At 72.4% G+C, this 21,684-nt stretch carries 18 protein-coding genes; 6 read left to right on the plus strand and 12 right to left on the minus strand.

Going from position 1 to position 21,684, the window contains the following annotated elements; translation table 11 throughout:
* Window positions 1–10 precede the first annotated feature (10 nt).
* Window positions 11–619, plus strand: coding sequence for a TetR/AcrR family transcriptional regulator (locus Q392_RS06490; RefSeq protein WP_245610652.1), 609 nt, complete (start codon window positions 11–13; stop codon window positions 617–619).
* Here the strand turns inward: Q392_RS06490 and Q392_RS06495 are convergent.
* The 4 genes from Q392_RS06495 to Q392_RS06510 form a co-directional block, all read right to left on the minus strand.
* Complete coding sequence (locus Q392_RS06495) at window positions 567–1,196, minus strand: pseudouridine synthase (RefSeq protein WP_051952990.1); 630 nt, start codon at window positions 1,194–1,196, stop codon at window positions 567–569. The genes Q392_RS06490 and Q392_RS06495 overlap by 53 nt on opposite strands.
* Window positions 1,168–2,358 (minus strand): Fic family protein, encoded by a 1,191-nt coding sequence (locus Q392_RS06500; RefSeq protein ID WP_051952992.1) that lies wholly within the window; start codon window positions 2,356–2,358, stop codon window positions 1,168–1,170. Before Q392_RS06500 ends, Q392_RS06495 begins: the two co-directional genes overlap by 29 nt.
* Window positions 2,359–2,490: 132 nt before the next feature.
* Window positions 2,491–3,177 (minus strand): uracil-DNA glycosylase family protein, encoded by a 687-nt coding sequence (locus tag Q392_RS06505; protein ID WP_038203296.1) that lies wholly within the window; start codon window positions 3,175–3,177, stop codon window positions 2,491–2,493.
* A 26-nt stretch (window positions 3,178–3,203) separates the two neighbouring features.
* Window positions 3,204–5,099 (minus strand): glutamine--tRNA ligase/YqeY domain fusion protein, encoded by a 1,896-nt coding sequence (locus tag Q392_RS06510; RefSeq protein ID WP_038203299.1) that lies wholly within the window; start codon window positions 5,097–5,099, stop codon window positions 3,204–3,206.
* Window positions 5,100–5,332: 233 nt separating this feature from the next.
* Between Q392_RS06510 and Q392_RS06515 the strand changes: the two genes are divergently transcribed.
* Window positions 5,333–5,665 (plus strand): hypothetical protein, encoded by a 333-nt coding sequence (locus Q392_RS06515; RefSeq protein ID WP_038203315.1) that lies wholly within the window; start codon window positions 5,333–5,335, stop codon window positions 5,663–5,665.
* Between the two features lie 50 nt (window positions 5,666–5,715).
* Here Q392_RS06515 and Q392_RS06520 read toward each other — a convergent pair whose 3' ends face one another.
* From Q392_RS06520 to Q392_RS06535, 4 genes are read right to left on the minus strand one after another with little or no spacing between them, the layout of a single operon-like run.
* Window positions 5,716–6,534 carry a LytR/AlgR family response regulator transcription factor gene (locus Q392_RS06520; protein ID WP_038203318.1) on the minus strand — a complete coding sequence of 273 codons (819 nt, stop codon included), beginning with the start codon at window positions 6,532–6,534 and terminating at the stop codon, window positions 5,716–5,718.
* 11 nt (window positions 6,535–6,545) lie between these two features.
* On the minus strand, window positions 6,546–7,658 hold the full coding sequence (locus tag Q392_RS06525) for a sensor histidine kinase (protein ID WP_051952995.1): 1,113 nt from the start codon (window positions 7,656–7,658) through the stop codon (window positions 6,546–6,548).
* Between the two features lie 56 nt (window positions 7,659–7,714).
* Complete coding sequence (locus Q392_RS06530) at window positions 7,715–8,014, minus strand: 2TM domain-containing protein (RefSeq protein ID WP_038203321.1); 300 nt, start codon at window positions 8,012–8,014, stop codon at window positions 7,715–7,717.
* 45 nt (window positions 8,015–8,059) lie between these two features.
* The gene (locus tag Q392_RS06535) at window positions 8,060–8,581 is read right to left on the minus strand and encodes a DUF6622 family protein (protein WP_038203324.1); all 522 of its coding nucleotides are present in this window, start codon (window positions 8,579–8,581) and stop codon (window positions 8,060–8,062) included.
* A 250-nt stretch (window positions 8,582–8,831) separates the two neighbouring features.
* Here Q392_RS06535 and Q392_RS06540 point away from each other — a divergent pair, with 250 nt between their 5' ends.
* Genes Q392_RS06540 through Q392_RS06555 form a run of 4 tightly spaced genes read left to right on the plus strand, consistent with a single transcriptional unit; the run spans window position 8,832 to window position 18,476 of the window.
* Entirely contained in the window at window positions 8,832–10,487 is a 1,656-nt protein-coding gene (locus Q392_RS06540; RefSeq protein ID WP_038203327.1) for an efflux RND transporter periplasmic adaptor subunit, read from the plus strand.
* 14 nt (window positions 10,488–10,501) lie between these two features.
* On the plus strand, window positions 10,502–13,750 hold the full coding sequence (locus tag Q392_RS06545; protein WP_038203589.1) for an efflux RND transporter permease subunit: 3,249 nt from the start codon (window positions 10,502–10,504) through the stop codon (window positions 13,748–13,750).
* On the plus strand, window positions 13,747–16,998 hold the full coding sequence (locus Q392_RS06550; protein WP_038203329.1) for an efflux RND transporter permease subunit: 3,252 nt from the start codon (window positions 13,747–13,749) through the stop codon (window positions 16,996–16,998). The genes Q392_RS06545 and Q392_RS06550 overlap by 4 nt, the downstream gene beginning before the upstream one ends.
* A gap of 5 nt (window positions 16,999–17,003) precedes the next feature.
* Entirely contained in the window at window positions 17,004–18,476 is a 1,473-nt protein-coding gene (locus Q392_RS06555) for an efflux transporter outer membrane subunit (protein WP_051952996.1), read from the plus strand.
* 7 nt (window positions 18,477–18,483) lie between these two features.
* Here Q392_RS06555 and Q392_RS06560 read toward each other — a convergent pair whose 3' ends face one another.
* The 4 genes from Q392_RS06560 to Q392_RS06575 all read right to left on the minus strand — a co-directional run bounded on the left by Q392_RS06560 (window position 18,484) and on the right by Q392_RS06575 (window position 21,659).
* Window positions 18,484–18,927 carry a CopD family copper resistance protein gene (locus tag Q392_RS06560; RefSeq protein WP_038203332.1) on the minus strand — a complete coding sequence of 148 codons (444 nt, stop codon included), beginning with the start codon at window positions 18,925–18,927 and terminating at the stop codon, window positions 18,484–18,486.
* Window positions 18,928–18,961: 34 nt separating this feature from the next.
* The gene (locus Q392_RS06565) at window positions 18,962–20,200 is read right to left on the minus strand and encodes an NnrS family protein (RefSeq protein ID WP_038203335.1); all 1,239 of its coding nucleotides are present in this window, start codon (window positions 20,198–20,200) and stop codon (window positions 18,962–18,964) included.
* Complete coding sequence (locus Q392_RS06570) at window positions 20,193–20,600, minus strand: group III truncated hemoglobin (protein WP_038203338.1); 408 nt, start codon at window positions 20,598–20,600, stop codon at window positions 20,193–20,195. The genes Q392_RS06565 and Q392_RS06570 overlap by 8 nt, the downstream gene beginning before the upstream one ends.
* A 102-nt stretch (window positions 20,601–20,702) precedes the next feature.
* Window positions 20,703–21,659, minus strand: a complete 957-nt coding sequence (locus Q392_RS06575) for a DMT family transporter (RefSeq protein WP_038203341.1) — start codon at window positions 21,657–21,659, stop codon at window positions 20,703–20,705.
* Between the last annotated feature and the right edge of the window lie 25 nt (window positions 21,660–21,684).

Consider the following 21,684-nt stretch of genomic DNA (forward strand, 5'->3'; position numbering starts at 1 on the left):
GGCTGTATGTATGTCGACAAATGACCCTGCCGGCGGCATGCCCACCGCCGGCCCGCGTTCGAACCGTGACCGCACCGAGGCCACCCGCGCCGCCCTGATGGACGCCGCGCGCGAGCTGTTCGTGCGCAAGGGCTATGGCGACACCTCCACGCCGGAGGTGGTGGCTGCCGCGGGCATCACGCGCGGCGCGCTGTACCACCACTTCGCCGACAAGCGCGACCTGTTCCGCGCCGTGCTGGTGCGCGAGATGCAGGCGGTGGCCGACGAGATCCGCGCCGCCGCGCCCGCCGGCCTGGCGCCGTCCGAGGCCCTGCTGGCCGGCAGCGACGCCTACCTGCAGGCCATGACCGTGCCCGGCCGCACGCGCCTGCTGCTGGTCGACGGGCCGGCCGTGCTGGGCCTGGCCGAAGTGCTGGCGCTGGACGGCGCGAATGCCGCCGTCACCCTGGCCGAGGGGCTGGCCGCCGCGCAAGCGGCGCCGCGCGGCGTGCCGCTGGCCGCGCTGGCCCAGTTGCTCTCGGCCGCCTTCGACCGCGCTGCGCTGCTCGTCGATGCCGGTGCCGACATCAGCGAGCAGAAGGCCGCGATGGCCTGGCTGCTGCGCCGCGTGATCGGCTGAGGGGCGCGGCCTCCTCGGCCGCCCACGCGCCCGGCGCCAGCCCGTCCAGCGTGTACGGCCCGATCGCCACGCGGATCAGCCGCAGCGTCGGGAAGCCCACCGCCGCCGTCATGCGCCGCACCTGGCGGTTGCGGCCCTCGCGGATCACGAGTTCGATCCAGCCCGTGGGGATGTGGCGCCGCTCGCGGATCGGCGGGTCGCGCGGGGCGACCTTCGGCGGCGGATCGAGCCGCCTGGCCTGCGCGGGCCGCGTCGGTCCGTCCTTGAGCGCCACGCCCGCGCGCAGCGCCGCCAGCGCGGCGTCGTCCGGCTCGCCCTCCACCTGCACCCAGTACGTCTTGGGCATCTTGTGCCGCGGGTCGGCGATGCGCGCCTGCAGCGCCCCGTCGCCGGTCAGCAGCAGCAGGCCCTCGCTGTCCGCGTCGAGCCGACCCGCCACGTACACGCCGGGCACGTCGATGAAGTCCGCAAGGCCGCGCCAGCGGCCCTCGGGCGTGAACTGGCTGAGCACGCCGTAGGGCTTGTGGAAGCGGATCAGGCGCGGAGGATCAGCCTGCGGCATCGTCGTCCAGCCCATGCGTCCAGCCCGGCACGCTGATGTAGTAGCGCAGCGCCTTGCCCTGTCCGCGCGTGTGCAGCAGGCCTTGCCGCACGAGGTCGGACAGGTCGCGCGTGGCCGTGGCCTTGGAGGCATCGACCATCTTGAGGTACTTCTCGACGTTGAGCCCGCCGAGAAAGCCGCCGTCGCCGGCCAGCAGCAGGCGCTGCAACAGTTTGCGCTGCCGCTCGTTGAGGGTGCCGCGCTGCGCCTGGGCGGCCCAGAAGCGCGAGCGCGTGAGCGAGGCCTGGATCACCTCGCCCGCAGCGTCGCAGGCCTGCGCGAACGCATTCGCGAACCACTCGACGAAGGGTGTGACGTCGGTTCCCCCGCTTTGTGCCTGCTGGAGCGCGGCGTAGTAGTCGGCGCGGGCGGCGAGCAACTGGCGCGAGAGGCTGTACAGCCGCGGCGCGGCGCCTGCCCCCGCCGCGCTGTCCTGCGCCAGCGCCATGTCGGCCACGGCGCGGCCGAGGCGGCCGTTGCCGTCCTCGAAGGGGTGAATGGTTTCGAACCAGAGGTGCGCGATCGCCGCGCGCGCGATGCCGTCGAGCGCGGCCGGCCGGCCATCGGCGGGCGTGGTGGCGGCGAACCAGTCGAGGAACGCGGTCATCTCGCGCGGCACCTCGGCCGAAGGCGGGGCCGTGTAGTGCACCACCTCGCGGCCGGGCCGGCCGCTGACGATCTGCATCGGATCGGCGTGGTCCCGGAAGCGGCCCACCGCGATGCGCCGGATGCCCGCCGTGCCGCCAGGGAACAGCGCCGACTGCCAGCGGCAGAGCCGGTCGGCATCCAGCGGCTGCGCGTGGTTCAGCGTCGCGTCCTGGATGACTTCCACGAGCCCGTCCACGTGGCGTTCGACCGGCCCGCCGCTGTCGCCGCCCAGGTGCCGCAGCACCGACGAACGGACGGCCGCGAGGTCCAGCGATTCGCCCTCGATGGCCGCCGTGGACATCGCTTCCTGCATCCACAGCTCCTGCGAGACTTCGTCGACCCGTTCGAGCCCGATGGCGCGCGCCATGCCCTGTGCGATGCCCTTGCGCTCGCGCGCCTGCAGCAGCGCCGGCCCCGCGGCGGCGAAGTCGAAATGGAGGCGGGGCCAGCCGGGCTGCTGCCACAGGTAGCGGGGAGGCGAGGCGGGCATGCGCCGCATTCTAGTGAATTCGACTCAAAAAATGATTCGAATGGAAGATTTTGCGGCTCACCCCAGCGCTTTCTGCTCATGGGTGAGTCGAAGAAAAACTGTCTCCAGCACCTATCCCATCTGCGCAAGCAGCTATGAATTCAATAGCAGACGAAGCCGCTCATCCATCAGCCCTGCAAAGCGCGTGAACCACACCGCGTTGGCGGGCGAGGGGTGAGGCAGCGGCGCCAGCGTGATCGTGTAGGCCTTGTCGCCTGCCCGGTAGTCGATGCGCAGCGTATGCCGATAGCGCGCATCGCCCTGCGCCCAGAAGGCATCGAGCGCCGCGCCCACCCCGGCCGGCTGCGCGATGCCGAACCAGAAGAAGGCCTCGCGCCCCAGGGCGATCACCGTGCGCCCCCCATCGTGGCCCTGCCAGGTGTTCAGCAGCAGGTCGGCCATCAGCGGCTGGAAGCGCCGCTTCACCGCCATGGACCAGGCGCGGTTGCCGACGGGCTTGCAGGGCACGGTGTTGAGCCAGAACACCTCGCGGCCGGCGGCGACCGACGCGTCGAAGTCCGGCGGCGGTGCGTCGGCGCCGTGCTGCTGCCGATACAGCGCCGCGCGCACGAGCTGCCCGCCCTTGCCGACGAAGGGCAGAGCGTGCTCGACCTCCGTGCGGCCCGGGTCGCGACCGAAGATGCACAGCCGCGCATCGCGCGGGCCGAGGCCGATGATCGGGTCACGCCAGTCGCGGCCGCATGCCGCGTAGGCGTCGCGGTCGATGCCGGCCGTGTGCTCGGCCAACTGGCGGAAAGCCGTGCGCTGCGCTGGCGGCATGTCGGAGAGCGCTGCCGCGAGGCAGGCTACTTGCCCCAGCTGTCCTTCAGCCCGCTGGTCCGATTGAACACCGCCATGCCGTCCGCGCCGGCGCCCGGATCGACGACGAAGTAGCCCAGCCGCTCGAACTGGTAGCTCGCCCCGGCCGGCGCATCGCGCAGCCCGGGCTCGACGTAGCCCGCGACGACCTGCAGGCTGCCCGGATTGAGTTCCTCCGTCACGTCGTCCGCGGTCCCCGGCTGCTCGGCGGCGAACAGCCGCTCGTACAGCCGGATCTGCGCCGGCACCGCGTCGTGCACCCCCACCCAGCCGATCACGCCCTTGACCTTCACGCTGTCGGCGCCGGGCGTGCCGCTCTTCGTGTCGGGCAGCACCTCGGCCAGCACCTTGATCACGCGGCCGTCCGCGTCCTTCTCGAAGCCGGTGCACTGCACGACGTAGCCGTACTTCAGCCGCACCTTGTTGCCTTCCACCGGCTGGCCTGCCGCGTTGGTGTGCGGCGGGTACAGGCGCCGGTAGCCCTTCTCGGGCACCTCCATGAAGTCCTCGCGTTCGATCCACAGTTCGTGGCCGAAGCTGAAGCGGCGCAGGCCGGCGGCTTCGTCGTGCGGGTTCACCGGGGCGGTGCAGGGCTCCAGGTGGCCGGCACCCATCGCGGCGTCCCAGTTGGTGATCTCCAGCTTCAACGGCTGAAGCACGGCCATCGCGCGCGGCGCCACCGGGTCGAGCGTGTCGCGCAGCGCGGCTTCCAGCGCGGCGTATTCGGTCCAGGCACCGCCCGTCTTGGTGGTGCCGCTGCGCTCGCAGAAGAGCTTCAGCGCCTCGGGCGTGTAGCCGCGCCGGCGCAGGCCGGCCAGGGTGGGCATGCGCGGGTCGTCCCAGCCGTCGACGTGGCCTTCCTCCACCAGCTGGCGCAGCTTGCGCTTGCTGGTGATGACATGGGTGACGTTCAGGCGCGCGAACTCGTACTGGTGCGGCGGCGGCGCGACCAGCAGGCCGCCTTCGATCAGGCGCTGCATCAGCCAGTCGTAGAAGGGCCGCTGGTCCTCGAACTCCAGCGTGCAGATGGAGTGGGTGATCTGCTCCAGCGCGTCCTCGATGGGGTGCGCGAAGGTGTACATCGGGTAGATGCACCAGCGATCACCCGTGTTGTGGTGCGTGGCTCGGCGGATGCGGTAGAGCGCCGGGTCGCGCAGGTTGATGTTGGGCGAGGCCATGTCGACCTTCGCGCGCAGCACGGCGGCGCCGTCGGGCAGCCTGCCGTCCTTCATCTCGCGCAGGCGGGCCAGGTTCTCCTCGGGCGTGCGGCTGCGGCAGGGGCTGTCGATGCCGGGCCGGCCGAAGTCGCCGCGGTTGGCGCGCATCTGCTCGGGCGTCTGCTCGTCGACATAGGCGTGGCCGGCCGTCACCAGGTACTCGGCGGCGCGGTACATGAAGTCGAAGTAGTCGCTGGCGAAGTACTCGTGCTTCTGGAAGCGGGGCAGGGCGCAGGCCGAGCTTTCGGGCGCGGGCGCGTCGGGCAGCTCGGTGTCGTAGCCCAGCCACGCCACCATCTCGCGGATGGAGTCGACGTATTCCTGCTCTTCCTTCTCGGGGTTGGTGTCGTCGAAGCGCAGGTGGCACACGCCGCCGTACTCCTTCGCCAACTCGAAGTTCAGCCAGATGCTCTTGGCGTGGCCGATGTGCAGGTAGCCGTTGGGCTCGGGCGGGAAGCGGGTGCGGATGCGCGCCGGATCGGGCATGCCGGCCTGGTGGTGCGGGCCGTCGCCCGGGCTGCCGCCCCAGCGGCGGCCGTCGTAGGTGCCTTGGGCGAGGTCGGACTCGATGACGTGGCGCAGGAAGTTGCTGGGGGCCGCGGGCGCGCCGGCCCCTGCGGCGGCGGTCTCTTTGTGACCGCCGGTTTTGCCGTTGGGGGATTGCATCGGGGAATTTTAGGAGCCCCTGCGTACTCTCACCCCGGTCGCGCCCGGGCCGGGACCCGCGACGCCGGGCGTGGAAAAGCGCACGGCGGCCGGGCAGCCGGTTTACGTTTGGCAACCATCTTCACCTGCCAGCGTGAACCTGATTCACGCCTGACGCGTTCAATACCTACATGGGCGGATCGTCCTGGCGGCAGGCGCCGATCCACCTCTTATTCGATTCAAGGAGCACCCAGATGGCACGTTCGACTTTCTTCAAATGGGCCGCCGCCAGCGTCGTGGCCGCCGGGGCGTTGTTTGCCGCCTCGTCGGCCAGTGCCGGCGTGAGTTGGTCCGTGGGCATCAGCGCCCCGGGCGTGGCGGTCGGCGTGGCCAATCCGGGCTACTACTACCCGCCGGCCCCGGTGTACGTCGCGCCCCCGCCGCCGGTCTACTACCGTCCGGCGCCCGTGTACTACGCGCCGCCGCCGGTGTACGTGGCGCCGCGGCCGGTGTACCGGCCGTATCGGCCCTACTACGGCCCGGGCGCGTATCGCCACGGCCCGCATCACCACCGCCACTGGCGCTGACGAGGCGCTGCCCCTGTGCCGAAGCCGCCCGAACCGGGCGGCTTTTTCTTTTACATCGCGCGGAAGAGGTGGGCGTAGAGCCGGCTCACCGGGATCTTCTCGTCCGGCCGGCCGCGCAGCCGCAGGTGCATCTTGCCGGCGTCGTCGCGGTGCACGGACTCGACGGCTCCGGCCCGCACCACCACGGCCCGGTGCACCTGCCAGAAGGCGGCCGGGTCCAGTTGCGGCAGCAGCTGCTTCAGGGGGGTGCGGATCAGGTGCTCGCGGTCGGCGGTGAGCACGCGCACGTACTTGTCCGCCGCCTCGAAGTACAGCACCTCCTCGATCGGCACCATGCGCACGGTGGTGCCGCCGGCGTCGCTGGCGGCGATCACCTTGAGCGGCGCCGCCGGGGACTCGCCCGGCGCGCCGCCCGCGGCCGCCAGCAACCGGCGCCACTGGGCCAGCGCCGCGTCCAGCGCATCGCCGGCCGGCGCGGTGCCGGGGGCCAGCGCCTGCCGCAGGCGAGCCACCGTGCGCTGCAGGCGCTGCGGCTGCACCGGCTTGAGCACGTAGTCCAGCGCCTGGGCCTCGAACGCGCGGGCGGCGTATTCGTCGTAGGCGGTGACGAAGACCAGCTGCGGCATCGGCGCCTCGTGCGCCGGCCAGGCGTCGGCCAGCTCGGCGGCGGCGGCCAGGCCGTCCTGGCCCGGCATGCGGATGTCGAAGAACAGCACCTGCGGCTTCAGGCGCAGCGCCTCGTCGACGGCGCGGCGCCCGTCGCCGACGGTGGCGAGCACCTGCAGCTCGGGCCAGGCCTGCGCCAGTTCGGCCTGGAGGGCCTGGGCCAGCAGGGGTTCGTCTTCGGCGATGAGGGCGGTCGGCGGCATGGCGGATCGGGTCAGAGGGGAAAGAGGATGGTGGCGCGCGTGCCGCCGCCGGGCAGGCCGGCCATCTCGAGGCGGGCGCGGTCACCGTGCAGGGTGTGCAGCCGCTCGCGCACCTGCTGCACGCCGAAGCCGGACGGGCCGTCGTGGCGCTCGGGCAGGCCGCCGGCGGGCAGGCCGGCGCCGGTGTCGGCCACCTCGAGCGCGAGCTGTTCGCCCTCGGCATGCGGCACGCGCCGGGCGCTGACGCGGATCTCGCCGCCTGCGACCTGCGGCTCCAGCCCGTGGCGGATGGCGTTCTCCACCAGCGGCTGCAGCAGCAGGGGCGGCACGGGCACCTCGCGCAGTTCGTCGGGCAGCGCCAGCGTGTAGCGCAGGCGCTCGCCCATGCGCACCTGCATCAGTTCCAGGTAGTCGGCCAGGCGGTCGAACTCCTGCGCCAGCGGGTGCTGCGTGGCGCGCGAGCCGTTGAGGGTGGCGCGCAGGTAGCTGTTGAGGCGGTCGAGCATGGCGATGGCACGCGGCAGGTCCACCGCGATCAGCGCGCGCAGGTTGGCCAGCGTGTTGAACAGCATGTGCGGCTCCAGCTGCGTCTCCAGCAGCTTGAGCTGGGCCTCGCTGGCATCGCGCTCGGCGGCGGCGATCTTGGCGGCCATGGCGGCCGCACGGCCCCGCGTGTAGAAGAAGAAGGAGCCGATTGCGCCCGCTGCGATGGTGACGTACAGGCCCATCGCGCTGTCGCGGGCGCCGTCCTGCGGGTCGAGGGGCGTGGAGGAGCCGACCAGCGTGTAGGCCAGCCAGTTGCCGCCGTAGAAGGCGACCACGATGCCGATGGCCGTGAGCAGCAGGCCGCGCCAGCCCTTGGGCCAGCCGTGGCCGCCGTCGGGGCTGTTGTGGCAGTGCTTCGGGTCCACCAGGTAGCGGCCGAACTCGATCACCCCCCAGCAGATGGTGCCGATGCACAGCGAATACACAAGCTGCGACCCATAGCTGCGACCCGGCTTCATCATGGTGGTGAACACGGCCACCACGCAGCACAGCGCCACCACGTACAGGTAGTGGCGCAGGGTGTAGAGCGCCGCGGCGCCGGGCGGGCGGCGCACGGGAGAGGGAGGCAGGGAGGACATGTACCGGGATTCTTGACGAAGAAGCGCGGCGCCGCCCAGCGGCGCGCCGCGCTCCGTCACCAGGGATCGGTGCCGGCGGCCTGCAGCCGGGTGCGCTCGCGCTCGACCATGCGGCCCATCAGCGAGCCGCCCGGCGCGAAGGCCCACACCGCCAGGCCGTGGAAGAACAGCCCCAGGCCCCAGCCCAGCAGCGGATACACGGCCCAGTGCCGCCCGCTGCCCAGCGAGAGCGCGACCAGCCCGGCGTTGACCGCCACATACACCGCGGCGTGGATGAACCAGCCCAGCTTGGCCCGGGCGCGGCGGTGGGCCAGCCGGTCGAGGCGTTGGGAATCGGGACGGGAGGTGGTGTTCATGGCGGACTCCTCGGGAACGGGTGGGTGGATGGAAGGCAGGGGATCTCAGGCGGCGGCCGGCACCGCGTGGCGGCGCGCGGCCAGCCGGACCAGCCGCAGCGCGCGGCCGGCGAACACGCCGCTGAACAGGCCATACAGCGTGCTGACGCCCACGGCGAAGCCGGCCTGGTGGGCGTAGGCGGGATGGAAGGCCAGCGTCACGCCGACCGCGTACTTGGTCAGGAAGATGCCCATCATCAGCGCCAGCGGCACGGCGCTGCCGGGCTGGTGGAAGCGGCGGGCCCCGGCGTCGTAGCGCACGGAGGGGTTGAGCGGCACGCGGCTGACCGTCGCCAGCGCGACCGCCGCCGCGGCGGCCCAGCCGGCCATCGCCAGCGGCCCGGCGCCGGCATGGCCGAAGGCCGTCGCCACGCCATAGGCGGCGAAGGCCACCATGGCCAGCGGCAGGGCCACCGCACGGGCCAGCGGGGTGCTGCCGGGCCGAAGCTGCCGGCCGCCCATCCAGGCCAGCAGGGCGAAGACGGCGAACACCCAGGTGGGCGTGTGGGCGAGGATCTGGATCAGCATGGCGGGACTCCTTGGAGGACGTTGGTTGTGCGGAGGCATCGGAAGGTCGATGGGCGCACTGTGCGACCGCGGGCGCCGCCATCCCAGCGGCATGCGACGGAATGCGCCAGGCGCGCGCGAAATGCGCCCGCGGCGCGCCGGCGGCGGCCTTTACCGGCCGTTTACGGTCGGGTGGGCATGGCGTCTACGATTCGCCGCTCTACTGGCGCCGCCGCATGCACAAGGCGGTCTCACCCCTTTCTTCCCCTCCATGGCTCACGCTCCCAGCCCCGATCCGACCCCGCAGCCTTCCGACGTCCACGCGCCGCCGCCGATGCGGCCGCCGTCGCGGCGCCGGCGCTGGCTGGGCGCCCTGGCGGCGGTGCTGGTGCTGGGCGTGCTGGCCGGGGGCAGCTACTACCTGGTCAAGCGGCCGGCGGCCGACGGGCGCGGCGGCTTCGCCGGCGGGCCGCGCGGACCGGGTGGGCCGGGCGGCCCCGGCGGCTTCGGCCTGGTGACGGTGGGTCATGCCGCCGCCGAGCAGGCCCGGATCCCGATCACCCTCGACGCGCTGGGCACCGTGACGCCGCTGGCCACCATCACGCTCAAGCCCCAGGTCGGCGGCGTGCTGACCGAGGTGCTGTTCGAGGAAGGCCAACTGGTCAAGAAGGGCCAGTTGCTGGCCCGCATCGACCCGCGCCCCTACGAGCAGGCGCTGGAGCAGGCCAGGGGCGCACGCCTGCGCGACGAGGCGCAACTGGAGGCGGCCCGGGTCACGCTGGCGCGCTACCGCACCCTGCTGGGACAGGACTCCATCGCCCGCCAGGACGTGGACACGCAGGCCGCGCTGGTCAAGCAGCTCGAAGGCACCGTGACCAGCGACCGCGCCTCCGAGGCGGCGGCGCGGGTCAACCTGGAGTTCACCCGCATCACCGCGCCGGTGGCCGGCCGCATCGGCCTGCGCACGGTGGACCCGGGCAACACCGTGGCCGCCGGCGGCACGAGCGGCATCGCCGTCATCACGCAGATCCATCCCATCGACGTGCAGTTCGCCGTGCCGCAGGGCCGCATCCCGGACATCCAGACGCAGGTGGCGGCGGGCGCGAAGCTGGAAGTGACCGCGACGGACCGCAACCGCAGCGACGTGCTGGACCGCGGCACCTTTTCCACGCTCGACAACCTGGTGGACACCACCACCGGCACCGTCAAGGCCAAGGCGCGCTTCGAGAACACGGCGGGCCTGCTCTTTCCCAACCAGTTCGTCAACGTGCGGCTGACGCTGCGCACCATCGACACGCTGGTGGTCCCGGTGACGGCCGTGCGCACCGGCCCGAACGGCCCTTACGTCTACGTGATCGCCGAGGACCGCACCGTCTCGATGCGCGCCGTCAAGCGCGGCGAGGCGACGGTGGACGTGATCGCCATCACCGAGGGGCTGAAGGCGGGCGAGCTGGTGGTCACCGAAGGCGGCGACCGCCTCAGCGAGGGCTCGCGCGTGCAGTTGCAGGGCGAGCGCCCGGCCGCCACCGGCCCGCGCCCGCAGGGCGGCGGGCGGCGGCGCGGGCAGGGCGGTGCCGGTGCGCCGCCGGCGGCACCGGGCGCCGCGGCGCCGGCGCCAGCCGGTTCGCCCACGGTGGCCGCGCCCACGGTGGGCGGCAGCGGCGGCGCACCCGCGCCGGTGGGCGAAGGCACGCCGGCCACGGCCGCGCCCTCGGGCGGCACCGCCGCGCCGGCGCCTGCCGCGCTGCCGACGCCCGAGCAGCGCCAGCGCATGCTCGACAGCGCGAAGGACGACCCCGAGCAACTGGCCCGGCGCAAGCAGTTCCTGGAGCAGCTCGACAAGGGCGACCCCGAGGCGCTGGCGCGCTGGCAGCGCATGCAGCAGCGCCAGCGTGAAGGCGGCGGGCCGGGCCGCCCGGCCTCCTGAGCGGGGTGTCCGCCGTGAGTCCTTCGCGTCCCTTCATCGAGCGGCCGGTCGCCACCGGCCTCCTGATGCTGGCCATCGTGCTGGCCGGCCTGGTCGGCCTGCGCTTCCTGCCGCTGGCGGCGCTGCCGCAGGTGGACTACCCGACCATCCAGGTGCAGACGCTGTACCCCGGCGGCAGCCCGGAGGTGATGAGCCGCACCGTCACCGCGCCGCTGGAGCGCCAGTTCGGCCAGATGGCCGGGCTGAACCGCATGAGCTCGGTGAGCGCCGCCGGCGTGTCCATCGTCACCCTGCAGTTCGACCTGAACGAGACGCTGGACGTGGCGGAGCAGCAGGTGCAGGCGGCCATCAACGCCGGCGGCTCCTTCCTGCCGGCCGACCTGCCGGCGCCGCCCGTGTACGCCAAGGTCAACCCGGCCGACTCGCCCATCCTCACCCTGGCGGTGAGCAGCGACACCATGCCGCTGACGGAGGTGCAGAACCTGGTGAACACGCGGCTGGCGCAGAAGATGAGCCAGGTGACGGGCGTCGGCCTGGTCACGCTCTCGGGCGGGCAGCGTCCCGCGGTGCGCATCCAGGCCGACACCAACGCGCTGGCCTCGGTGGGCATCGGCATCGACACGCTGCGCAGCGCCATCAGTGCGGCCAACGCCAACAGCGCCAAGGGCAGCTTCGACGGCCCGAAGCGCTCCTACACCATCAACGCCAACGACCAGCTGCTCACGGCGGCCGACTACCGGAACCTGATCGTCGCGTGGAAGAACGGCGCCCCCGTGCGCATGCGCGACGTGGCCCAGGTGGTCGACAGCGCCGAGAACAACCAGCTCGGCGCCTGGGCCGCGCTCAAGGCCGATGCCGACGCGAAGGCCGACACCGTGAAGAACGCCGACGGCACGCTGCGCCCGGCCGTCATCCTGAACGTGCAGCGCCAGCCCGGTGCCAACGTGATCGCCACGGTCGACGCCATCAAGAAGCAGTTGCCCGAGCTGACGGCCTCGCTGCCCGGCGCGGTGCGCATGCAGGTCCTGTCGGACCGCACCACCGGCATCCGCGCCTCGGTGCACCACGTGCAGATCGAGCTGGTGCTGGCGGTGGTGCTGGTGGTCTTGGTGATCTTCTTCTTCCTGCACAACCTGCGCGCCACCGTCATCGCCAGCATCGCGGTGCCGATCTCGCTCATCGGCACCTGCGGGCTGATGTACCTGCTGGGCTATTCGCTCAACAACCTGAGCCTGATGGCGCTGACCATCGCCACCGGCTTCGTGGTCGACGACGCGATCGTGATGATCGAGAACATCGCCCGCTACCTGGAGGAGGGCGAGAAGCCCTTCGCCGCCGCGCTCAAGGGCGCCACGCAGATCGGCTTCACCATCATCTCGCTGACGGTCTCGCTGATCGCGGTGCTGATCCCGCTGCTGTTCATGCAGGACGTGGTGGGGCGCCTGTTCCGCGAGTTCGCGGTGACGCTGGCGATCACCATCCTGATCTCCGCCGTGGTCTCTCTGACGCTGGTACCGATGATGTCCGCGCGCTGGCTGAAGCCCGAGTCCGAGCAGCGTGGCCGCTTCGGCCACAAGGTGCAGGCCTTCTTCGACCGCGTGATCGCCCGCTACGACGTCGGCCTGCTGTGGGTGCTGCGGCACCAGCCGCTGACGCTGGTGGTCGCCATCGCCACGCTGGCGCTGACGGTGCTGCTGTACGCGGTCATCCCCAAGGGCCTGTTCCCGACGCAGGACACGGGACAGCTCAAGGCCCGCATCGAGGCCGCGCAGGACGTCTCGTACACCCGCATGGCCGAGCTGCAGAAGGCGGCGGCGCAGGCGATCCTGGAAGACCCCGAGGTGCAGAGCATCAGCTCGGTGGTCGGCGTGGACGCGGCCAACAACACCATGCTCAACACCGGCAGCATGCTGATCAACCTGCGCGCCGGCCGCGGCGACCAGCAGGAGATCATGCAGCGCCTGCGCGAGCGCGTGCGCACTCAGGCGGCCGGCGTCGTGCTGTACCTGCAGCCCACGCAGGACCTGACCATCGACGCCGAGACCGGCCCCACCGAGTACCGCCTGTCGCTGGAAGGCGTGGACACGCAGGCCGTGAACGAGTGGGCGCGCAAGCTGGTGGACCGGCTGCGCACCGCAGAGCTGGCGTCCACGGTGCGCAACGCCACCACCGACGCCGGCGCGCAGGGCCTGGCCGCCTACGTGGACATCGACCGCGCCACCGCCTCGCGCCTGTCGGTCACGGCCAGCTCGGTGGACGACGCGCTCTACAGCGCCTTCGGTCAGCGCATCGTGTCCACCATCTTCACCGAGACCAACCAGTACCGCGTGATCCTGGAGGCGCAGCGCGACGGGCTGGCGTCCATCCAGGGCCTGGGCACGCTGCAGATGCGCACCGGCGGCGGCTCGACCACGCCCCTGTCCTCCTTCGCCACCGTGCGCGAGCAGCTGGCGCCGCTGCAGGTGACGCGCGTGGCGCAGTACCCGGCCGCCACGGTGGGCTTCGACACCGCGCCGGGCATGGCGCTGGGCAAGTCGGTGGCGGCCATCCGCACGGCGGCGAAGGACATCGGCATGCCCTCCAGCATCTCGATGAAGTTCCTCGGCGCGGCCGGCACCTACGAGACCTCGCTGACCAGCCAGCTCTGGCTGATCCTGGCGGCGGTGGTGTGCGTCTACATCGTGCTGGGCGTGCTGTACGAAAGCTACGTGCACCCGCTGACCATCCTCTCCACGCTGCCCTCGGCCGGCGTGGGCGCGCTGCTGGCGCTGATGCTGACCGGCAACGATCTGGGCGTGATCGGCATCATCGGCATCATCTTGCTGATCGGCATCGTCAAGAAGAACGCGATCATGATGATCGACTTCGCCATCGACGCCGAGCGAGGACGTTTGCCCCCCGGTGCCTCCGGCGCACGCCCCCCCGAGGGGGGCGCTGGCGCGCTTGGGAGCGGCCCGGCGCCGCGCCAGGGCATGTCGCCCGAGGAGGCGATCCGCCAGGCCGCGCTGCTGCGCTTCCGCCCGATCCTGATGACCACGCTGGCGGCCCTGTTCGCCGCCGTGCCGCTGATGTTCGGCTGGGGCGAGGGCGCCGAGCTGCGCCGTCCGCTGGGCCTCGCGATCTTCGGCGGGCTGGTCGTGTCGCAGGTGCTCACGCTCTTCACCACGCCGGTGATCTACCTGGCCTTCGACCGCATCGGCCGGCGCCTGGCGCGCCGCCGCGAGGAGGCCGAGGCGCAGGGCATCGGAGGGGCCGGCGCGTGAACCTCTCGCGCATCTTCGTCCAGCGGCCGATCGCCACCGTGCTGCTGACGATCGGCATCGCGCTGGCCGGCATCATGGCCTTCTTCGTGCTGCCGGTGTCGCCGCTGCCGCAGGTGGACTTCCCGGTGATCTCGGTGTCGGCGAGCCTCTCTGGCGCCAGCCCATCGACCATGGCCTCCAGCGTCGCCACGCCGCTGGAGCGGCGGCTGGGCATCATCCCCGGCGTCAACGAGATGACGTCGAACAGCTCCAACGGCTCCACGCGCGTGACGCTGCAGTTCGACCTGGACCGCGACATCGACGCCGCCGCGCGCGAGGTGCAGGCCGCCATCAACGCCGCCCGCGCCGACCTGCCCAGCACGCTGCGCAGCAACCCGACCTACCGCAAGGCCAACCCGACGGCGGCGCCGGTGATCATCCTGGCGCTGACGTCGAAGACGCGCACGCCGGGCCAGATCTACGACGCCGTGTCGAACATCGTGAGCCAGCGCCTGTCGCAGGTGGAGGGCGTGGGCGACGTGGAGATCGGCGGCGGCTCGCTGCCGGCGGTGCGGGTGGAGCTGGAGCCCTATTCGCTCAACCGCATGGGCATCAGCACCGAGGACGTGCGCGCCGCCATCCAGGCCAACAACGCCAACCGGCCCAAGGGCACGATCGAGGGCCACGGCCGCCGGCTGCAGGTCTACACGCCGGCGCCAGGCCTGCGCGCGGCCGACTACCGCGACCTGGTGATCGCCTGGCGCAACAACGCGCCGGTCAAGCTGTCGGACGTGGCCAGCGTGACCGACAGCGTGGAGAACACGCGCACGGTGGGCCTGTTCAACGGCCAGCCGGCGGTGATCGTGCTGGTCACGCAGGAGCCGGGCGCCAACATCATCGAGACGGTGGACGGCGTGCGCGAGCTGCTGCCCGAGCTGCGCGCGCAACTGCCGCAGGACATCGAGGTGCAGGTCGCCTCCGACCGCACCAACTCCATCCGCGCCTCGCTGCACGAGGTGGAAGTCACGCTGGTGATCTCGGTGGTGCTGGTGGTGTTCGTGGTCGGCGTGTTCCTGCGCCGGGCGCGCGCCACCATCATCCCGGCGGTGGCGACGGTGGTGTCGCTGCTGGGCACCTTCGGCGTGATGCACCTGCTGGGTTTCTCGCTCAACAACCTGTCGCTGATGGCGCTGACGGTGGCCACCGGCTTCGTGGTGGACGATGCCATCGTGGTGCTGGAGAACACGCAGCGCCACATCGAGAACGGCATGGGCCGGCTGCAGGCCGCGCTGCAGGGTGCGCGCGAGGTGGGCTTCACCGTGCTGTCGATCAGCCTGTCGCTGGTGGCGGTGTTCATCCCGCTGCTGTTCATGGGCGGGCAGGTGGGGCGGCTGTTCAAGGAGTTCGCGGTCACGCTGTCGGCGGCGGTGATGATCTCGCTCGTCATCTCGCTGACCACCACGCCGATGATGTGCGCCACGCTGCTGCGTGCCGAGGCCTACTACCGCAACCGCCGGCCGGGGCGCGTCAGCGGGCCCTTCCTGCGCGCCACGGAGCGGCTGTGGCAGGCCAGCCTGCGCGGCTACGCCCATGCGCTGGACTGGGCGCTGGCCAGCAAGGTGCTGGTGGCGTCCTCGCTGCTGGTGGTGATCGGGCTGAACGTCTACCTGTTCGCGCACGTGCCCAAGGGCTACTTCCCGCAGCAGGACAACGGCCAGCTCAACGGCGGCATCCGCGCCGACCAGAGCATCTCCTCGGCCGCGCTCACGGCCAAGCTGCGGCAGGCGGTGGACATCATCAACGCCGACCCGGCGGTGGACACCGTGGTCGCCTTCGGCGGCGGCTCGCGCGCCGGCGGCGGCTTCATGTTCGTCAACCTCAAGCCCTACGGCAGCCAGCGCAAGGAGAAGACGCAGGCCGTCATCGACCGCCTGCGCCCGCAACTCAACGAACTGACCGGCCTGCGCGTGTTCCTCGGGCTGGTGCAGGACCTGCGCATGGGCGGGCGGCAGAGCAATTCGAGCTACCAGTACACGCTCAAGAGCGATTCGCTCTCGGACCTGCGCACTTGGTCGAAGCGGCTCTCGGACCGGCTGGCCGAGATCCCGCAGTTGACCGACGTGGACGGCGAGTCCTCCGACAACGGCGTGGAGACCTACGTGGACGTCGACCGCGACGCCGCCGCGCGGCTGGGCGTCAACTCGGCCGCGCTCAACGCCGCCATGTACAACGCCTTCGGCCAGCGTTCGGTCGCCACCATCTACAACGAGCTGAACCAGTACTCGGTGATCATGGAGTGGGCGCCGCGCTTCCAGCGCTCGCCCATCGTGCTGGCCGACCTGTACGTGCCCTCGACCATCACCGCCACGACCGACAGCGCCACCGGCCAGTCGACGGTCAGCACGCTGCAGGCCAACACCGACAGCAGCACCGGCACCTCCACCGTCGCCTCGGCCAACCCCGGCGCGCGCAACTCCTCGGCCGGGCAGGCGCTGGCGACCGCCACCACCACCATGGTGCCCATGTCGGCCTTCTCGCAGCTGAAGGAGCGGGCGGTGCCCAGCTCCATCAGCCACGACGACGGGGAACTGTCGAGCACCATCTCCTTCAGCCTGGCCGACGGCGTGACGCTGGCCGAGGCGCAGCAGCTCGTCAAGCAGGCCGAGAACGACGTCGCCATGCCCGTCAACGTGCGCGGCAGCTTCGCCGGCACCGCGCGCGCGGCGCAGCAGCAGGGCTCGCAGCAGGTGGTGCTGATCGTCGCCGCCATCGTCGTGATCTACATCGTGCTGGGCATCCTGTACGAGAGCCTGATCCACCCCATCACGGTGCTCACCACGCTGCCCTCGGCCGGCGTGGGCGCGGTGCTGGCGCTGCTGCTGTTCCGCATGGAGCTGTCGGTGATCGCGCTCATCGGCCTGTTCCTGCTGATCGGCATCGTGAAGAAGAACGCCATCCTGATCATCGACTTCGCGCTGGAGGCGCAGCGCGCGCGCGGGCTCTCGGCCGTGGAGGCGGTGCGCGAGGCCAGCCTGCTGCGCTTCCGCCCGATCCTCATGACATCGCTGGCGGCGGCGCTGGGTGCGCTGCCGCTGGCCATCGGCTTCGGCCAGGGCGCCGAGCTGCGCCAGCCGCTGGGCGTGACCATCATCGGCGGCCTGATCGCCAGCCAGCTCCTGACGCTGTTCACGGTGCCGGTGGTCTACGTGCTGCTCGACAAGCTGCGCCGCCGGGCGCCCAACGAACGTGCCCTGGCGCGATCCGCCTGAGAACCATGACGCCTGCAAGACGCCTCATCCCTCCCCGCCGCCCTCTGCTGCTCGCGGCGCCCGCCCTGGCGGCGGTGCTGCTGGCCGGCTGCGCCGTCGGCCCGCGCTACGAGCGCCCGGCCTTCGATGCGCCCACTGCCTTCAAGGAGGCGCCCGCGGCCGACGGCTGGGTGCCGGCGCAGCCCGGCGATGCGCTGGACCGCGGCGAATGGTGGAAGCGCTTCGGCGATCCGCAACTGGACGAACTGGCGGCGCGCGTGCAGGTCTCCAACCAGAACATCGCCGCCGCCGTGGCCGCGTACACGCAGGCCCAGGCGCTGGTGCGCGAGCAGCGCGCCGCGCTCTTCCCCACCGTCACGCTCGACGGCAGCGGCCGCCGCAGCGGCGCCGTGCGCAGCAGCAGCGGCAGCCCGCCGTCCAACAGCTTCTCCGCCTCGCTGGGCGCCGACTGGTCGCCCGACGTGTGGGGCCGGCTGCGCCAGGCGGCCGGCAGCGCGCAGGCCGGTGCCCAGGCCAGCGAGGCGGACCTCGCCTCGGCGCGCCTGTCGGCCGTCGGCGAGCTGGTGGTCAACTACCTGTCGCTGCGCGAGGCCGACGCCGAGCTGCGGCTGCTGGAAGAGACCATCGAGGGCTACGAACGGGCCCTGACCATCACCCGCAACCGCTACGAGGCCGGCATCGCCGCGCAGACCGACGTGCTGCAGGCGCAGACCCAGCTCGTCAACGCCCAGGCCGAGCGGGTGGCCCTGCGGCGCACGCGCGCCGCCTACGAGCACGCCATCGCCGTGCTGGCGGGCCAGGCGCCGGCGCAGTTCTCCATCGCGCCCGCCGCGTGGAAGCCGACCGTGCCGGCCGTGCCCACTGGCGTACCCTCGCTGCTGCTGCAGCGCCGGCCCGACATCGCCGCGGCCGAGCGCGCCGTGGCCCAGGCCAATGCGCAGATCGGCATCGCGCGCGCAGCGTACTTCCCGAACATCGGCCTGTCGGCCTCCATCAGCAGCAGCACCAGCCGCGTGCGCGATCTCTTCGATGCGTCGAACATGCTGTGGGCGCTGGGCCTGTCGGTGGCGCAGACGGTGTTCGACGCCGGCGCCATCGGCGCCAGCGTCGATGCGGCCAGGGCCGGACACGAGGCCAGCGTGGCGCGCTACCGCCAGACCGTGCTCACCGCCTTCCAGAACGTCGAGGACCAGCTCACTGCCACCGCGGCGCTGGCCGAGCAGGAGGGCCTGCGCCGCACCGCCTCGCAGGCGGCCGACCGCACCGAGCAGCAGATGCTCAACCGCTACCGCGCCGGCCAGGTGAACTACACCGACGTGGTCAGCGCGCAGGCCTCGGCGCTGAGTTCGCGGCGCAGCCTGGTGCAGGTGCAACTGGCGCGGCAGGCGGCGGCGGTGGGGCTGATCCAGGCGCTGGGCGGCGGCTGGGAGGCCGAGTGGCTGCGCGAGCCGGCCGGCGGCACCGCCGCGCAGGAGTGAGCGGGGCTCACCACCCGGCGAGGAACATCGCCTTGGCCAGCGCCACGATGGCCAGCACGTGGACGAACACGCTCAGGTGCAGCCGCCGCGAGGCACGGCCGCGCAGCCGTCCGCTGCGGCGCCACCGCATGGCGGTGGCGAAGTGGCCGAGCACGCTCAGCGCCAGCGCGATCTTGATCGTCAGCAGCAGCGCGAAGCCGCTGGCCAGCGGCTGCGCGAGCGCGCCGCGGTGGTGCCAGGCCAGCACCAGGCCGGCGGCGTAGAGCACCAGCAGCACCCAGGGCATCACGGCCACCGCGCGGCGTCCGATCGCGCCTTCCACGGCGTGCATGGCCTCGTGCGGCGCATGCCGGCGTGCGCCGCCGAGCATCACCACCTCGAAGAAGACCGTGCCGGCGAAGGCGATGGCGGCCAGCAGGTGCAGCAGTTGGGCGAGGCTGTAGGAGCTCATGCCGCCGCCCGCCGGGAGGGGATCTTCTTCTTCATCACCCGGCCGTGCGGCGGATGCGCGCCAGCGACGGCGGCGGCACCGGCCGCGCATCCGCGCGCGGGCGCACCAGCAGCGGCGCGAAGCGCCACAGGTACAGCGCGAAGGCCGCCACCCAGGCCAGCGCCGAGGCGTGCAGCGCCGCGCCGGCCATCGCCGTGGGCAGCAGGGCGGCCAGCCGCAGGACGGCGGCCGCGATGACGAGCAGGTAGGCCGCCACCATCGTGCGGTCGGTGCGCAGCGGCCGGCCCAGGTGGCCCAGCGCGGTGCGGGTGATCATGCCGATGATCAGCACCGAGAAGCCCGCGATGCCGATGGCGTGCACCGGCCAGGCGGCGCGCAGCGGGCCGCCGGCCAGATGCGCCGCGGCCACCAGCAGGCCGGCGCCCATGCAGGCGTGGCCCAGGTAGAGGATCCACAGCAGCGGCACGCGGCGTACGGCCAGCGGCTTCCAGGACAGCACCTGCCATAGCGCGATCGCGCCGGCCGCCAGCAGCGCCGCCGCCGCGGCGGGGCGCCAGCCGGCCAGCAGGCAGGCCGGCGCGGCCAGCGCGGCGGCGAGCTGCCACTGCCCGCTGCGCGTGTGCATGGGAATGGCGAGGCCGCCGACGGCCCGCATCGCGAAGAAGGGGATCACGCGCCGCGCGATCAGCAGCGCGATGGCCGACATGCACAGCAATCCGCACAGCAGGTAGGTCGTCAGCGCCTCGTAGCCGTTGGCGCGCACCGAGCGCAGGAACAGCGCATCGGCCACGCCCAGCGCGGCCAGCAGCAGCGGCACGCCGGCGTTGCGGTGGTTGCGCGTGCGCCAGACGGCCAGGGCGAGCGCCGCCGCGGCCCAGCCGAAGAAGAGCAGCTCGCACGCCACGGCGGCGACGAAGGCGCCCTGCCACGGCAGCAGGAAGCCCATGCGTGCCAGCACCCACAGGCAGGTCAGCGCCCCCAGCGCCGGCCCGTGCAGCGGGTTCATCCCGGTCCAGTTGGCGCCCGCCGTCAGCAGGAAGCCGACCGCGATGGTGGCGACGAAGCCCCACAGCATCTCGTGGGCATGCCAGGCGACGCCGCCCAGCGGCCCCGCCAGCCACTGCGGCGCGAACACCCACAGCGCGATGGAGACCAGTGCCCACAGCGCGCCGGCGAGATAGAGGGGACGGAAGCCCAGTTCGAGAAAGGCGCGCCACTGCGGCGGCTGCAGGGGCGCGGCCGCCGGCTCCTCGATCCGCAGCAGCTCAGCCATGGGCCGGCAGCGGGCTCGGCATCGCGTCGGGCTCGCGGCTCATCTGGTAGCCCATCCACAGGCTCTGCGCGATGCGCTCGGCCATCGCGCAGGCCTGCTCGGCCATGGCCTGGTTGGGCTGCTCGGCGGCGGTCTGGCGGAACAGCGCCAGCCAGTGGCGGAACAGCGTGGCGTCCAGCCCCGGCAGCGCCGCATGGCGCGGCATCGGCGCGCCGGTGAAGCGCGCGGTGCGCCGCAGGATGGCGGACCAGAAGTCCACCAGCTTGGCCAGGTGGTGGTCCCAGTCGTCGATGTGCCGGTCGAAGATCGGGCCCAGCGTCGCGTCGGCGCGCACCCGCGCATAGAAGTTGTGGACCAGCTTCGTGACCTCTTCCTCGGTGCAGGCGATGGGGGCGTTCATGCGGCGGAGCGGTTCATAAGATGCATCAAGAATGTATCTTATGGCGCCTGCCGGCGCCGCCCCGCGGGCGCAATGCTTGATCTGCCGCAAGGGCCGCTGCGCTCAGCGCGGCGGCGGGACCGATGCCGCGGCGGCGGCCGGCCGGGCGCGGCGGCCCAGGCGCACCAGGCCGCTGGACAGCGCCACGCCGCACACGATGATGGCCGCACACATCAGCATCCACGGCGTGATGCGCTCGCCCAGGAAGAGCGCGCCGTAGGCGACGGCGAACACCGGCACCAGGAAGGTCACGGTGAGTGCGCGCGCCGGGCCGGCGCGCTCGATGAGCCGGAAGAACAGGATGTACGCGAAGCCGGTGCACGCCACGCCCAGCGCCAGCAGCGCCAGCCAGGCCCTGGCGCCGGGCATGTGCGCCGGCCACAGCCACGCGGCGGGCAGCGCCAGGAAAAGCGTGGCGCCCAACTGGCTGCCGGTGGCCGTCGCCAGGGCCGGCACGCCCTGCAGCCAGCGGCGCGTGGCGCTGGCTGCGATGCCGTAGCACAGGCAGGCGCCCAGGCAGGCCAGCACGGCCCAGAGCGCCGACATCTGCGCGGCATGGTCGCCCGCGCCGCCGTGCAGCCCGGCGGTGCGCCCGGCCAGCAGCGCCACGCCGGCGAAGCCGATGACCAGGCCCGCGATGCGCGAGCCGTCCGGCCGGTCGCCGAACCAGGCCCAGGCCACCAGCGCGCCGAACATCGGCACCGTGGCGTTGAGCACGGCCGCCAGGCCGGAGTTGATGGTCAGCAGCGCGAAGCAGAACAGCGCGAAGGGCATGCCCGAGTTGATGACGCCCACGCCCAGTGCCGCCTTCCAGTGCCGCGCCAGCGCGCCCGTCTGCCCGCGCAGCACCATCAGGGGCACCAGGAAGAGGGCCGCGATCGCCACGCGCACGGCGGCGGTGGGCAGCGCGCCGAACTCGGCCGCGCCGATGCGCATGAACAGGAAGGAGGCACCCCACAGCGCGGCGAGCAGCAGCAGGTCGAGTACCCAGGCGCGCTGCGCGCGCGCGGCTGCGCTCATATGGGCCCCCACGCTCGGCACTGCG

It is taken from the genome of Xenophilus azovorans DSM 13620 (assembly GCF_000745855.1).
GTDB classification, from domain to species: Bacteria; Pseudomonadota; Gammaproteobacteria; order Burkholderiales; family Burkholderiaceae_C; genus Xenophilus; species Xenophilus azovorans.